Consider the following 14,372-nt stretch of genomic DNA (forward strand, 5'->3'; position numbering starts at 1 on the left):
GAGCCGATCTATCGGCCGCTCTTCTTGAGCGCCGCGTAGGCGACGGCCATCTTCGAAGCCAGGCGGGCATTGTTCTTCACCAGTTCGATATTGGCTTTCAGGCTTTCGCCCCTGGAGAGCTCGTTGATCCGCGCCAACAGAAAGGGGGTCAATTCCTTACGGCCGATGCCGCGTTCGTCCGCTTCGCGTACGGCATCGGCAATCGTCCCGTCGATGAATTCCGGTGTGAGCGCCGCGTCTTCCGGGATTGGATTGGCGATCATGAGGCCGGTGCCGGTACCGAGCTTATGGTGTAGCCACATGGCTTCGGCAATTTCTTCAGGGGTATCGAGCCGATGGTCGGCTCTGAAGCCGCTTTTGCGGGTAAAGAAGGCGGGAAAATCCTCGGTGCCGTAGGCGATCACCGGTACGCGCTGGGTTTCGAGATATTCGAGCGTCTTGGCTATGTCGAGGATCGACTTGACACCGGCGCAGACGACGGCCGTCTTGGTCCGGCCGAGCTCCGTCAAATCCGCAGAAATATCAAACGTCTGCTCGGCGCCGCGATGCACGCCGCCGACGCCGCCGGTGGCGAAGATGTCGATGCCGGCGAGATCCGCCAGCAGCATCGTGGCGGATACCGTGGTGCCGGCCGATTGCTTGTGCACCATGGCGACCGCAAGGTCCCGGCCGGAGGCCTTCACGACGCTCTTTGCCTGGGCGAGAGCTTCCAGTTCGTCTCTTTCGAGGCCGGCGCGAAGCACTCCGTCGATGACGGCGACGGTTGCTGGCACGGCGCCGTTCGCACGTACGACATCTTCTACGGCGAGTGCCGTTTCAAGATTGGCAGGGTAGGGCATGCCGTGGGTGATGATGGTCGATTCCAGCGCCACCACCGGACCGCCTTCGGCGATGGTTTCAGCCACTTCGCGGCTCAGCTTCGGTTTCAGAAGGGTCATTTCGGGTATTCCTCGGATGTTTTTCGGCCGCGGATCTATCCGGCAAGCCGGTGCATGTTGGCTTCCAGGAAGCGTTCGGAGAGTTCGGTATGGACGCTGGCGGGGCTTTCCGTCGTCAGCGTGCCGAGAAGGGCGCCGGTGCGCGCTGCGGTATAGGTGTCCTCGCCGTGAAGGATCCGGTGCAACGTGCCGGCGATCATTGCGTCGCCGGCGCCGGTGATGTCGATAGGAGTGGCGCGCACGGCGGGGAAGGTGCGGGCGCCCTCGACGCCGGCCACGGCGATACCGCGGGACCCCATGGTGACGATCGCCTCGCGGGCGCCCGCTGCCTGCAGGGCAACGGCTGCCTCCTTTGCGTCGCCGATCGTTTCGTGCGCCTTGCGGTGCAGGACGGCGTTTGCCTCGTCGATGTTCATGAACAGAAGGTCGATGCCCGAAAGATCTTTCGGCAGACGTGCGGCCTTGGGTGTCGAGACCGCATCGACCGCCAGTTTGAAGCGCGCTCCCTGTCTCTTCGCGATCAGCGCGGCGAGCGTCTCGGCCGGCAGGTTGCAATCGCAGAAGACCCAGCTGGCGGCGGCCAGATGCGGCCAGATGCGTTCAAAATGGGCGGGTAGAAGCAGATCAAAAATGCCCATGTCGGCAATGCCGAGCACGAGATCGCCCTTGGTATCGAGGATCGCAGCGTATTCCGCCGTCGGCCGTTCCGCTGTGGTAACCATCTGGCTTACGTCGATGCCACGGTCGCGCATATGCTTCAGCAGCGCCCGGCCACCTTCGTCGTCGCCAACGATCGATACGAAGCTTGTCGTCGTGCCGAGAAGCGCCAGATTTTCCGCGACGTTGCGGGCGACGCCGCCCATGGAGCGGATGCCGTCGACCGGATTGGAGGTCTCGAACACGAGATCATGTTTGGCGCGGTATTTCCGGTCCAGCACCGCGCCGCCGATGCAGACAGCGCGGGTTTCCGCCGGCATGACATAACCGCGGCCGAGGATATAGCCCTTCTGCATGAGCTGAACGATGTGCGCGGCAACCGTGGAGCGGGCCAAGCCCAACTGGGTGGCGATCTCCTGCTGTCCCGCAAAGGGGTTGTCCTTGATGATCGCCAGAACTGCCGCTTCCTGCGGAGCGAGGTCATCCATCTGATGCACGTCCTTGCGGCGAGAGCCGCGCTCAATTTCGTTAATTTGGATATGGACAACAACAGATGTTTTTGTCAACATCTGTTTGTCAAATGCAGATGGAGGTTAGGCCATGCCCGTTTCGAGCGCCAATCCCGTGTCATCCGGCCAGGCCGTTCCCGGCATACCGGTCATTGATGTCGGACCCTTCGTTCGAAAGGAGGCAGGCGCCGCTGCAGTGGTCAAAGCGATCGAAACAGCATGTCGCGATACCGGCTTCTTCCTCGTTACCGGCCACGGCGTTTCGCCGGACATCACATTGAGGCTCTACAATCTGGCCCGCGCCTTTTTCGACTATCCGCAGGACTGGAAAAAGACGATAGGGCGCGGCGCTGGCGTGATGGGCGGCGTATCGTTCTCGCCGATCGCGGAGGAAGCGCTTGCCGCCACGCTCGGCATAAAGACCCCCGGCGATTACAAGGAGAGTCTGAATTTCGGCAAGAATCTGCCGGGCGATACATGGCCCGAGAGGCCGGAAGGCCTCGAGCAGGCTTTCCGCGACTACTTCGGGGAGATGGAAGTGCTCGCAAAGCATATGCGCCGAATATTCTGCCAGGCCATCGGACTTGATCAGGACTATTTCGAGCCGTCTTTCGAGAACCATCTCTCGGCGCTGCGGGTCATCAACTACCCCGAACAGGCGGAATCGCCGCTGCCGGGCCAGTTGCGCGCCGGCGTCCACACCGACTACGGTTTCATGACGATCCTCCGTTCGGAGGCTTCTCCGGGCGGGCTGCAGGTCCGCAATCGCAACGGGGAGTGGCTGGATGCGCCCTCCATCGAAAGGGCCTATGTGATCAACATTGCCGACGCTTTCATGCGCTGGACCAATGACGAATGGGTTTCGACGCCCCACCGTGTCGCCAATCCGCCGAGCGGCTTCAAGGGCACGGCGCGCCGCCAGTCGATCCCGTTCTTCCTCAATCCTTCCAAGGATACCGTGATCGAGTGCTTGCCGCCCTTCATCAAGGGTGGCGCGAAATATGAGCCGATCACCTACGGCGAATACATAGATCTGAAGACGAAACAGGCTTTCTCGAAAGGCTGACGGACGACCGAACCTGTGCGCAGAAGCGAAAATACGCCGGCACACGAATGATCTCGATAGATCGCAACAAGGGGAACTGCACATGACGAGTTTGACAAGACGGCAGGCGCTTGCCGGAATGAGTGCTCTAGCTGCCGCAGGCCTGACCGGGCTACCCGCGCGGGCACAGCAGAAAACACTGATCGTACCCACGCTCGGGGGCGTCTGGGAGCAATACTGGCGTTCGGCGGTGGCGCCGGAATTCGCCAAACAGAGCGGTGCGACGGTGACCCTCGATGTCGGCAACGGTCGCGTCTGGGGCGCGAACCTGCGTGCGGCGGGCGTTGCAAAGCCGCCCTATTCGATCGTTATGACCAACGAGGTTTTCGCCTCCGGCCTGCGCAAGGAAGGCTTTTTCGAAAAGCTCGACCTGACGAAGCTGCCGAACTACGGCGATCTTTATCCGCTCGCCAAGAAGACCGACGGCTGGGGCGCCATCGGGGCTGTCTCCCCGATCGGTCTCGGCTACCGGACCGATCTCGTGAAAACGCCGCCGAAGAGCTGGAAGGACCTCTGGAACAATCCGGAATTCAAGGGCCGGATCGGTCTCTACAACTTCGCCAACAGCGCTGGCAAGATGGAGCTGCTGCTGTTCTCCAAGATCTTCGGCAAGGACCAGTATGACGTCGATGCGGGATTCGCCGCGCTCGAAAAGCTGGGTTCCGTCATCCAGGTGGACTTCAACATGTCGACCGGCCTTGCGTCCGGCGAGATCGTCGTGGCGCCCTTCGATTTCGGCGAAATCGCGCGGCTGCGCCGCCAGGGCCTCCCCGTCGATTGCATCATCCCGGAAGAGGGTATGATCATGTTCGACCAGACCATCAATATCCTCGCGAACGCCCCGGAAAAGGAATTGGCATACCAATATGCAAACTTCCTGCTCTCGCCGGAAGTTCAGTCGATGATGATGAAGCAGTTCTTCATCTCGCCGACCAATGCCAAGGTCAAGGTTCCAGACGATCTCAAGGCGGATGTACCGGTCTCCGGTCCCGATATGGACAAGATCCTCACCTGGGACTGGAATTTCGTCAACGAGAAGCAGGGCGAACTCGCCGAGCGCTGGGCGAAAACCGTCAGGTGATTTTCCCCGCTGCGATCATGGTCTGCCTGGGGCAGACCATGATCGCCTTTTTTGAGCATTCAATTCCGAAAGTGAAATTTCATGACAGAGGTTAGCATCGAACAGCTGACCAAGGACTATGGGCAAGGGCCTGCAGTCGACGGTATCTCGGTCAGGATCGCCGAAGGGGAATTTATTTCCCTGCTTGGTCCTTCCGGATGCGGCAAGACGACGACGCTCAAGATGATCGCCGGCTTCGAGGACGCAACGCGAGGCGCGATCCGCTTCGATGGCCGGGACGTCGTGCATGTGCCGGTCGAAAAACGCGATATCGGAATGGTCTTTCAGAACTACGCACTGTTTCCGCACATGACCGTCGAACGAAACCTCGCCTTCGGTCTGGAAATGCGGAAAATCCCGAAGACGGAGATCCGCGACCGCATCGCCAAGGTCCTGGATATGGTGCAGCTTACGGGTTATGCGGAGCGTTATCCGCGGCAGCTCTCCGGCGGCCAGCAGCAGCGCGTGGCGCTCGCCCGTGCTCTCGTTATCGAACCGAAGATATTGCTGCTCGATGAGCCGCTCGCCAATCTCGATGCGAAGCTGCGCGAGGAAATGCGGGTCTTCATTCGGGACCTGCAGCGGCGCGTCGGCATCACCACCGTTTACGTGACCCATGACCAGGCGGAAGCCATGACCATGTCCGACCGGGTGGTCGTGATGTTCGGCGGCCGCATCGCCCAGATCGGCGCTCCCTCCGATATCTACGAGCGGCCCGCCAATCTCGAGGTGGCGGAATTTGTCGGACAGGTCAACATCGTGCGCGGCAAGGTGGTCAACAGTATCGTCTCCACCCCGCTCGGGGATGTGCCGGTGGTCGGCCACTATGCTGACGGCGCCGATATAACGCTGGCGCTGAGGCCGGAAGCGGTGGAGCTTTTGCCCGTCACGGCGGGTGTTGCCGGCGTTCCTGCAAAAGTGCTTTCCAGCTATTATTCCGGCAGTCTCGTGGATTATCGTCTGGAGCTTGCCAACGGTACCATTGTCAACGTTCAGACCTTTCCGCGAACCCGGTTCCGCGATGGCGAGACCGTGCTGGTTCATGCGCCGGCAGACCGTTTCTGGCCGCTTGGGAGCGTCGCATGAGCGCTGTTGCCGGAAAACGCCTCGGGCCGCTGCTTTTGATCGCGCCGGCTGCGATCCTGCTCACGGCTTTCCTCGTGCTGCCCTATCTCAACATCGTGCTGATGAGTTTCCGCATGCCGGGGCAGGGAACGCCTTATGGGCCGGGATTGACGCTTGCGAATTACGGCAAGTTCTTCTCTGATATCTTCTACATCCAACAAGTGGTGAACACTCTTTGGATCGGTTTCGTGACCACTTTTGCCTGTCTTGTGCTCGGTTACCCCGTCGCCTGGCAGCTTGCCCGCGGAACCTCCTCCCTCCGGGCGCTCGGTTACGGCCTCGTGCTCTCCCCGCTTCTCGTCGGCATCGTCATCCGCAGCTATGGCTGGACAATCCTGCTCGGCAACAACGGCCTGATCAACCGGACGCTGATGGGCTGGGGTCTCATCGATGGCCCCTTGCCGCTGATGTACAATGCGCTCGGCATCATCATCGCGCTCGTGCATGTCTTCCTGCCCTTCATGATCCTGCCGATCATGAGCGCCATCCAGGGCATCGATCCGTCCCTTGAAGCCGCCGCCCGTTCCCTCGGCGCCTCAAAACTAACCGCCTTCCGTCGCATTACCCTGCCGCTGTCGCTGCCCGGCATCCAGGCCGGATGCATTCTCGTTTTCGTATTGTCGCTGAGTGCATATGTAACGCCCTCGTTGATCGGTGGTCTGAGGGTCAAGACCATGGCTGTAACGGTCGTCGACGCCTTGATCGACACGTTCCAATGGCCTTTCGGTTCCGCCATGGCGCTGGTGCTATCGGTCACGGGGGCGATTTTCGTCGTGCTTTTCGGAAGGCTCACCGTCATGAAATGGAAGGCATGAGCATTACGATGTCGAAACCGTTCTTCACCGTCTACTGCCTTGTCATCTACGCCTTTCTGCTGGCGCCGATCCTCGTTGTCGTTGGTGCCTCCTTCAATGCCGGCGCTTTCCTGACCTTTCCGCCGCAAGGCCTGTCCTTCCGCTGGTACGGAGTCTTCTTCAACAACGAAGTCTTCATGCGAGCAATCCGGACGTCGCTGTGGATTGCGGCCGTCACCACCGTGATCTCCGGCATCATCGGCACCATGGCGGCGATTTTCTACGTGCAGCATTCTGGCAAGCTGAAGGAGACAGTGCGGATCGCCATGCTGGCGCCGCTGCTGCTGCCGGAAGTTCTGACGGCCATTTCTTTGCTTTTTTTCGTCTATTCGATCGGTGTCGGTACCCAAACCATGGTCGGCATGATCGTCGGTCACGTGCTAATCACGCTGCCTTTCGTCTTCATAAACGTATCGGCTTCGATGGAAAGCTACGATCCCGCCTGGAGCATGGCCGCCCAGAGCCTTGGCGCCGGACGCTTCACGCGCTTCCGTCGCATCATGCTGCCGCTCATCAAGCCGGGCGTGATCGGAGGCTGCCTTTTTGCGTTCATCATCTCCTTCGACATCTTCACGATCTCCTTCATGCTGAAGAATGTCGGGACGTCCACCTTGCCGATCCAGTTGTTCGACTACCTGCGGACCAATTTCACGCCTGAGGCCGCCGCTGTCTCGACCTGCTCGATCGTGCTGACGCTTGTCGTGGTGGTCGTCTCGGAAAAGGTGCTCGGTCTGCGTATCCACCGCTTCTGATCGGGGCCGGGAGCTGCCGCCTGCAATTTCATTCAAGATCGGTTTCGATCCGGTCGTTAGCCTCAGGCGAAACCTTGAAAGGATCGCCTGATGACACCTGAATTCCTCCTCACCTCTTTCATCGTCGTCGCATCGCCGGGTACGGGCGTGCTGATCACCCTCGCTGCGGGTCTTTCGCGTGGGACAAAGGCGAGCATTGTCGCGGCATTCGGCTGCACGCTCGGCATAGTCCCGCATATGGCGGCGGCCGTTTCAGGTCTGGCGGCGCTCTTGCATGCCAGTGCGCTGGCCTTCGAGACGGTCAAATATCTTGGGGTGGCCTATCTCCTTTTCATGGCCTGGCAGGTGCTGAAGGAGAAGGGCGCGCTGACTGTAGAGCCCGAAACCACGTCCCGCTCGGCCCGCCAAGTCATCGTTTCGGCCATCCTTGCCAATGCGCTCAATCCGAAGCTTTCCATCTTCTTTTTCGCCTTCCTGCCGCAGTTCGTGAGGCCTGATGACGCCTCTCCCGTCCTGCGCATGACGGAACTCGGCCTCGTCTTCATGCTGATGACTTTCGCGATTTTCGCGATCTACGGGGTATTTGCCGCTTCGGTCCGCAACCACGTCATCTCTCGGCCGTCTATTTTGGGCTGGATGCGCCGCACATTTGCAGGCGCGTTCGTCCTACTCGGCGCCAGGCTTGCGCTTTCGGAGCGATAGTTATTACCTGCCGCGTAATTGAGACGATGCCGGTGCTCCCGCATGATCGCCCTGCCTGGAACGAGCCGGGCGATAAAAAGGAGAAGAAAATGACTGATGCAGCCACACATGCCGAACGTTACCTCGCTATCTGGAACGAGACGAACGCCGCTCGCCGTCGCGCTATGATCGCCGAAGCCTGGGCAACCGACGCTCTTTATGTCGACCCGCTGATGCGCGGAGAAGGGCATGAGGACATCAACGGATTGGTCGAGGCGGTCCAGGCCCGGTTCCCCGGCTTCCGTTTCGAACTGCTCGGCACGGCTGATGGTCACGCGGACAACCTTCGCTTCTCGTGGGGACTTGGGCCGCAGGGCGGCGAGCCGATCATCAAGGGAACGGATTTCGCCCTGCTTGAAAATGGCCGTCTGAAGGCCGTTTATGGTTTTCTCGATCAGGTTCCGGCTGCCGCATGAATACGATCGCGACCGCCCGTCCTCTCGGCGATTTCCTGCGCGACTGGCGCCGCCGCCGGCGCATGAGCCAGCTCGATCTGGCGCTGGAGGCTGAGATTTCGCAACGCCATCTCAGTTTCATCGAGAGCGGGCGGTCACTTCCAAGCCGCGACATGCTCCTGCATCTCGCCGAACGGCTGGAGGTGCCGCTCCGCGAGCGGAACCCCATGCTGCTCGCTGCGGGTTTCGCGCCGGTCTATGCCGAACGCACGCTGGACGATCCCGCTTTGGCCGCGGCGCGCAAGGCGATCGACATGGTACTCAAGGGACACGAGCCTTTTCCAGCGCTTGCCATCGATCGGCACTGGACCCTTATGGCGGCAAATGCCGCCGTGGCACCGCTGCTTGCCGACGTGGCCGACCGGTCGCTTCTGGAGGGACCGGTCAATGTCCTGCGGCTGAGCCTTCATCCGCAGGGGCTTGCGCCTCAGATCGCCAATCTTGCGGAGTGGCGGAATCACCTGCTGGAACGGCTGCACCAGCAGGTCGCCGCCACAGGCGACCGCATTCTCCAAGGGCTGCTGGAGGAGTTGTCGGGCTATCCGGCACCTGAAAGCTCTTCAAAGCAACCAGGCGACTACGCCGGGATCGTTGTGCCCCTGGAGCTGCGGACGGCGGCTGGATTGCTTTCATTTATCTCGACAACGACGGTGTTCGGTACCCCGGTGGATGTCACCTTGTCGGAGCTTGCCATCGAATCCTTCTTCCCCGCTAATGACGAGACGGCGGAGCTTCTGCGGCGGATGGCAGAAGGCGTCTGACGGATTTATTTGCGCGCCTTCAGACCGTCCATGAGAAGCCCGATCAGGCGGTGCGATCGCTCGCGCCAGTCGGGAGAATCCGTCATTGAGTAGATGCTGGAAAGTGCCTGCAACAGGTCCGCCGTGTCGATGTCGGTCCGGATCAGGCCATTCTCTCCAGCCGCGCGGACGAGGCGCTCGAAGGCGCTTCGTATATTGCTAAAACCTTCCGCAAACAGCGTGGAGTTGGAATTCATCAAGGTCTTCAGGCTGTTGGACATGCCGCGCTTGGTCGCGATATAACTCACAAAGCGCCGCATCCATTCCTCCAGCGCCACGTCCGGCGGGTATTTTTCTGCAAGTTCCGTCGCCGCGTCTGCAAGGCTTTCCAGTTCCCGGCGGTAGACCACCTCCACGAGATGTTCCCGGGTGGGAAAATGGCGGTAGAGTGTGCCGATGCCGACGCCAGCCTGTCGCGCTATATCTTCGAGCGACGTCTCGACGCCCTTTTCCGCAAACGCTACGGCGGCCACTTCCACCAGTCTATCGCGGTTGCGGCGAGCGTCGGCGCGAAGCTTCGTCGATTCCGGCGATGGTGTATTTGGTTCGGCCGGGGCCAAAATGCATGCTCCCAGACAATGAGGACTTGACGAAAGTCAGGATGCCAACTAGTTAAACGGAGGCGCCTCCGTTTGTGCGGAGTGTCATCTACCTCATAATCCAGGAAGGGGTCGGGTGTCATGCGCAAAGATGCGCCCAAGCGCCCCCGCGATTTTATTTAGCGCGAGCCGGTCGTCCGGCTAGCGGCTTCGATCCAAAAAATTCAATTCGTGACGATAGCAGGAGCTTATCATGACACGAACCATACATCTTTCACTCGACATCAACGCGAGCCGGTACGAGCTTGACGTTGAGACACGCGTCACGCTGCTTGATGCCTTGCGCGAAAATCTTGGTCTTACAGGCACCAAGAAGGGCTGCGATCAAGGCCAGTGCGGCGCCTGCACCTGCCATGTCGACGGAAAGCGCGTGCTCTCCTGCCTGACGCTCGCTGCTCAGGTGGAAGGAAAGCAGGTCATCACGATCGAGGGGATCGCGGCCGAGAACGGCGACCTGCATCCCGTGCAGGCGGCGTTCATCGAGAACGATGCCTTCCAGTGCGGCTATTGCACGCCCGGCCAGATCATGTCGGCGGTGGCGTGTATCCGGGAAGGGCATGCCGGTTCGGAAGAAGAAATCCGCGAATACATGTCCGGCAATCTCTGTCGGTGCGGAGCCTATAACAGCATCGTCGCGGCCGTCCGCGAAGCGGCGAGCGCGGTTACGACTGGTGTAGCGGCCAAGGACAAGGCGGAGGTGGCCTGATGCGCGATTTCTCCTATTTCCGCGCCGCTTCCACCGAAGAGGCCAGTCGTGCGACCCTTGACGCCGGCACTATGCTGCTGGCCGGCGGTACGACCTTGCTCGATCTCGCCAAATGTGGCGTGTTCGAACCGGATACCCTCGTCGATATCACTCATCTTGCCGGCCTCGGCGATATTACCGTCGATGCAAACGGAGCGACGATCGGTGCTCTCGCCAAGATGGAAGAGGTAGCCGATCATCCGGGAGTGAAGGCAGCATTTCCAGCCGTTGCCCAATCCCTGTCGCTCGCGGCCTCCCCTCAGCTACGCAACATGGCGACCGTCGGTGGCAATCTTCTGCAGCGGACCCGCTGTCCTTATTTCCGCGACCCCGGCGCCTTTCCTGCCTGCAACAAGCGTAGTCCCGGTTCCGGCTGTTCGGCGATCGGCGGCGTAACCCGCAACCACGCGGTTCTCGGCACGAGCAGAGCCTGCATCGCGGTCAATCCGGGCGATCTTGCGGTGGCGCTGGTCGCCTTCGATGCATACGTGGAAATGGGCCGCCGCAGGGTTGCGATCGAAGACTTCTATATGCTGCCGGGGGAAACACCCGACTGGGAGACCGTGCTGAAGAAGGGTGAGATCATCACCGGCATCAGCATTCCCGCCTCCATGGCAGCGAAGAACTCGACCTATCTGAAGGTCCGCGACCGGCAGTCCTACGAGTTTGCCGCGGCGAGCGCTGCGGTCGGAATCGAGTTCGAGGCCGACGGGCAGACCGTGCGGGACATCCGCGTCGCGCTCGGCGGTGTGGCGACCAAACCATGGAGAGCCCGGACCGTCGAGCAGGCGCTGGTCGGTACCGTGCTGAACGTCGACGCCGTGGAAAAGGCGAGCCGCCTTTCCATGGAGGATGCCGTTTCACATGGCGGCAACCGCTACAAGATCGAACTTGCGCCGCGCGTCGTCGCACGCGCCATCCTGACAATGGGAGGTCTGGCATGACCATTATGGAAACCCGCAAACACGGCGATGCCGCCGACGGCATGGTGGGCGGCCGCTTTTCACGGCTCGACGGCAGATTGAAGACCACCGGCGGCGCGACCTATGCCCTCGAGCAGCCCGTGAAGAACGTCGTTCACGCGGTGCTGGTGCAGAGCACCATTGCCGCCGGCCGTGTGGTTGCGGTCGATACCGAAGCTGCAAAGGCTGCGCCCGGCATACTCTCGATCTTCACGCCGGAAGACGATCTCGGCCTCCTGGTGGCGTCCGACTGGCACGGCAATCGCCCTGAGAACGAACCTTTCCGCCCGTTGCCGCGTCAGATCAGCTTCAACGGTCAGGCGATCGCCGCCGTCGTGGCGGAGACGCTGGAGCAGGCGACGGAGGCGGCCAAGCTGGTGAAGGTCTCCTACGAGGAGGCGCAGCCCGTGACGAGCCTTGACGATCCAAACGCCGGCGAGGGCAGGCTGGTGGATATGCTCACCGTTGGCTGGGGTGATGCCGAGGCGGCCTATGCCGCCGCGGATGTCAGGATCGAGGCGGAATACCGGACGCCGCGGGAATATCATGTGCCGATCGAACCTCACGGGCTGACGGCAAAATGGGAGGGCGAGTTCCTGACGGTCTGGGAGCCGAGCCAATGGACGCATGGCATGGCACGCACCTATGCGGAATGGTTCGGCATTCCCTATGAGAATGTGAGGATCGTATCACCCTTCATCGGCGGCGGCTTCGGCTCGAAGGCCATGGGATATACCTATGGTGCGGTGGCTGCCGCAGCCGCCCGCAAGCTCGGTCGGCCTGTCAAGCTGGCGGTTACCCGTCCTCAGACCTTCACCGCCTATGGCGGCCGGGCGGCGACCAAGCAGACCATCAGGATCGGCGCTACGAAGGATGGTGTTCTCCAGGCGATCGTTCATCGCGGTGCAAGCGAAACCTCCGTCTTTGCCGACTTTCCGGAGCAGACGGGCGCTGCGACGCCCTTGCTTTATGCCGTGCCCAATCTGAGCACGCAACACCGTCTGGTTCCGGTCAATACCGTGACGCCGGGAGCCTTGCGCGCTCCGGGCAAGAACCCGAGCGCCTTCGGTATCGAGAGTGCAATCGAGGAACTCGCTTATGCGGTTGGAATAGACCCACTGGAACTGCGGCTGCGGAATTATGCCGATCACGACTACCAGTCCGGCAAGCCATGGTCGACGCGCCAACTTCGCGAGGCGCTGACGGTTGGAGCCGACGTCTTCGGCTGGTCCGGGCGCAGCCATGAGCCGCGTTCGATGCGGGATGGCCGGCAACTGGTCGGCTGGGGTATCGGTTGCGGCACCTTTCCGGTGCTCAAGGCCGCGAGCGAGGCGCTCATCCGCATTCTCGGCGACGGCAGCGTCGAGGTCGTCAGCGGCGCGATCGACATGGGGCAAGGCACCTACACCATCCTCGCACAGACGGCGGCGGAGGTGCTCGGCGTTCCGGCGGAACGGGTGGACGTCAAGCTCGGCGATTCATCGCTGCCCGGTGCGACGGTGGCTGGCGGGTCGATGCTTGCCGGAGCTCTTACCGGCGCCGTCCACAAGGCCGCCACGGCAGCGCGCGACGAGCTGATCGGTCTGGCTCTCAACGACAGCAACTCGCCGTTCCGGGATACCGGCGCCAATACCCTTGTCATCTCCGGGGGCCGGATTTCCGTGCCCCGTGGCGAAGGTCCTTCCTTGACCCTCGCCGAACTGATGTCGGCAATCGGTCGGGACCGTATCGAAACGCAGCGCAATACCTTGCCGGAAGGTGCCAACGGACCGGAGGACCACAAACGGTCGTGGACGACCATGGCCAATATCCAAGGGCCGACCGCCGGTGATCTTTCCATGCACAGCTGGTGCGCCCATTTCGTCGAGGTGAAGGTGGACGAGGATTTCGGAACCGTGCGGGTGTCGCGCGTCGTCTCGGCCTTCGACTGCGGCCGGATCTATAATCCGAAGCTCGCCGAAAGCCAGTGGCGTGGCGGTATCATCATGGGCATTGGTCAGGCGCTGCTCGAGGAAGGGTTGGTCGACGAGCGCTTCGGCCGTGTCATCAACAACAATATGGGTGATTATCTGGTGCCGACCAATGCGGACATACCGCATATCCAGGTGATCTCGGTCGGCGTGCCGGATTACGACGCTTCGGTGCTGGGCGGCAAGGGCGTGGGCGAGGTCGGCATCGTGGGGGTCGCCCCTGCGATTGCCAACGCCGTCTTCCATGCCACCGGCAAACGCGTGCGCGATCTTCCGATCACGCTGGAAAAGCTGATCTAGCTGCCTCCCCTCATCCGCCTGCCGGTGGGTGAGGGGCTTCCCATCCAGGTCTCAATCCTCCGAATACCGCTCTTCCGCCCAAGGGTCGCCCCGCATGTGGTAACCGTTCTTTTCCCAGAAGCCTGCCTGGTCCCGGGCAAGGAACTCGATCCGGTTCAGCCACTTGGCGCTTTTCCAGAAATAGAGATGCGGCACCACGAGCCGAACCGGCCCCCCGTGCTCTTCCGTCAGCGGTCGCCCTTCCCATTCGGTCACGATGATCGCATCCGGGGAGGCGAAGTCGGAGAGAAGCAGGTTGGTGGTATAGCCATCGTAGCTCGTCAGCATCACCGCCACGGCCTCGTCCTTCGGATCGACGGCATCGAGGAAGTCGTGGGTGGAGACGCCCTTCCAGTTGTTGTCGTAGCGCGACCAGGTCGTCACGCAATGGATGTCGGAGCGCATTTCGCTCTGCGGCAGGGCCTGAAATGCGGCCCAGTCGAAGGTCCTCCGGTTGTTGATGAGGCCGCGAACGTCGAGCTTCCATTGGGATGCGGCAACCCGCGGCTGCTGTCCGAGATCGAGCACCGGCCAGTTCTTGACGAGGTGCTGGCCGGGCGGCAGGCGATCGGTTTCCGGACGGGTGATACGCCCGGTGAGGAACTTGCCCTGTTCGGCCCATTTCCGTTTGGTGACGGTGAGCTTCGAATCCTCGGGCTGAATGTCGTCGGGCATGACCGGTTCTCCTTGCGTCCCTCGAT

15 protein-coding genes are annotated in these 14,372 nt (G+C 61.4%); 11 read left to right on the forward strand and 4 right to left on the reverse strand.

Going from position 1 to position 14,372, the window contains the following annotated elements; all coding sequences use genetic code 11:
* Positions 1 to 8: 8 nt before the first annotated feature.
* The gene (locus tag EDE05_RS08160; RefSeq protein WP_105371403.1) at positions 9 to 938 is read right to left on the reverse strand and encodes a pseudouridine-5'-phosphate glycosidase; all 930 of its coding nucleotides are present in this window, start codon (positions 936 to 938) and stop codon (positions 9 to 11) included.
* Between the two features lie 35 nt (positions 939 to 973).
* The gene (locus EDE05_RS08165) at positions 974 to 2,083 is read right to left on the reverse strand and encodes a carbohydrate kinase (protein ID WP_105371571.1); all 1,110 of its coding nucleotides are present in this window, start codon (positions 2,081 to 2,083) and stop codon (positions 974 to 976) included.
* Positions 2,084 to 2,195: 112 nt separating this feature from the next.
* Here EDE05_RS08165 and EDE05_RS08170 point away from each other — a divergent pair, with 112 nt between their 5' ends.
* The 8 genes from EDE05_RS08170 (at position 2,196) to EDE05_RS08205 (ending at position 9,017) form a co-directional block, all read left to right on the forward strand.
* Positions 2,196 to 3,170, forward strand: a complete 975-nt coding sequence (locus tag EDE05_RS08170) for a 2-oxoglutarate and iron-dependent oxygenase domain-containing protein (protein WP_105371404.1) — start codon at positions 2,196 to 2,198, stop codon at positions 3,168 to 3,170.
* 82 nt (positions 3,171 to 3,252) lie between these two features.
* A complete protein-coding gene (locus tag EDE05_RS08175) occupies positions 3,253 to 4,290 on the forward strand; it encodes an ABC transporter substrate-binding protein (RefSeq protein WP_105371405.1) in 1,038 nt (345 codons plus the stop codon).
* Between the two features lie 81 nt (positions 4,291 to 4,371).
* Positions 4,372 to 5,415, forward strand: a complete 1,044-nt coding sequence (locus EDE05_RS08180; protein WP_105371406.1) for an ABC transporter ATP-binding protein — start codon at positions 4,372 to 4,374, stop codon at positions 5,413 to 5,415.
* Complete coding sequence (locus EDE05_RS08185; protein WP_105371407.1) at positions 5,412 to 6,269, forward strand: ABC transporter permease; 858 nt, start codon at positions 5,412 to 5,414, stop codon at positions 6,267 to 6,269. The genes EDE05_RS08180 and EDE05_RS08185 overlap by 4 nt, the downstream gene beginning before the upstream one ends.
* The gene (locus EDE05_RS08190) at positions 6,257 to 7,060 is read left to right on the forward strand and encodes an ABC transporter permease (protein WP_205839317.1); all 804 of its coding nucleotides are present in this window, start codon (positions 6,257 to 6,259) and stop codon (positions 7,058 to 7,060) included. The genes EDE05_RS08185 and EDE05_RS08190 overlap by 13 nt, the downstream gene beginning before the upstream one ends.
* Positions 7,061 to 7,150: 90 nt before the next feature.
* Complete coding sequence (locus tag EDE05_RS08195; RefSeq protein ID WP_105371408.1) at positions 7,151 to 7,762, forward strand: LysE family translocator; 612 nt, start codon at positions 7,151 to 7,153, stop codon at positions 7,760 to 7,762.
* An 89-nt stretch (positions 7,763 to 7,851) separates the two neighbouring features.
* Complete coding sequence (locus EDE05_RS08200; protein WP_105371573.1) at positions 7,852 to 8,217, forward strand: nuclear transport factor 2 family protein; 366 nt, start codon at positions 7,852 to 7,854, stop codon at positions 8,215 to 8,217.
* Complete coding sequence (locus tag EDE05_RS08205; RefSeq protein ID WP_132409447.1) at positions 8,214 to 9,017, forward strand: helix-turn-helix transcriptional regulator; 804 nt, start codon at positions 8,214 to 8,216, stop codon at positions 9,015 to 9,017. Before EDE05_RS08200 ends, EDE05_RS08205 begins: the two co-directional genes overlap by 4 nt.
* 5 nt (positions 9,018 to 9,022) lie before the next feature.
* Here EDE05_RS08205 and EDE05_RS08210 read toward each other — a convergent pair whose 3' ends face one another.
* Positions 9,023 to 9,616, reverse strand: a complete 594-nt coding sequence (locus tag EDE05_RS08210) for a TetR/AcrR family transcriptional regulator (RefSeq protein ID WP_105371410.1) — start codon at positions 9,614 to 9,616, stop codon at positions 9,023 to 9,025.
* Positions 9,617 to 9,848: 232 nt separating this feature from the next.
* Between EDE05_RS08210 and EDE05_RS08215 the strand changes: the two genes are divergently transcribed.
* Genes EDE05_RS08215 through EDE05_RS08225 form a run of 3 tightly spaced genes read left to right on the forward strand, consistent with a single transcriptional unit; the run spans position 9,849 to position 13,632 of the window.
* A complete protein-coding gene (locus tag EDE05_RS08215; RefSeq protein WP_105371411.1) occupies positions 9,849 to 10,361 on the forward strand; it encodes a (2Fe-2S)-binding protein in 513 nt (170 codons plus the stop codon).
* On the forward strand, positions 10,361 to 11,344 hold the full coding sequence (locus EDE05_RS08220; RefSeq protein ID WP_134100646.1) for a xanthine dehydrogenase family protein subunit M: 984 nt from the start codon (positions 10,361 to 10,363) through the stop codon (positions 11,342 to 11,344). Before EDE05_RS08215 ends, EDE05_RS08220 begins: the two co-directional genes overlap by 1 nt.
* On the forward strand, positions 11,341 to 13,632 hold the full coding sequence (locus EDE05_RS08225) for a xanthine dehydrogenase family protein molybdopterin-binding subunit (RefSeq protein WP_132409445.1): 2,292 nt from the start codon (positions 11,341 to 11,343) through the stop codon (positions 13,630 to 13,632). The genes EDE05_RS08220 and EDE05_RS08225 overlap by 4 nt, the downstream gene beginning before the upstream one ends.
* A gap of 51 nt (positions 13,633 to 13,683) precedes the next feature.
* On the opposite strand, the gene EDE05_RS08230 is transcribed toward EDE05_RS08225, so the two are convergent.
* Complete coding sequence (locus EDE05_RS08230) at positions 13,684 to 14,346, reverse strand: sulfite oxidase-like oxidoreductase (RefSeq protein ID WP_105371414.1); 663 nt, start codon at positions 14,344 to 14,346, stop codon at positions 13,684 to 13,686.
* Between the last annotated feature and the right edge of the window lie 26 nt (positions 14,347 to 14,372).

It is taken from the genome of Neorhizobium sp. R1-B, assembly GCF_004368875.1.
GTDB classification, from domain to species: domain Bacteria; phylum Pseudomonadota; class Alphaproteobacteria; order Rhizobiales; family Rhizobiaceae; genus Neorhizobium; species Neorhizobium huautlense.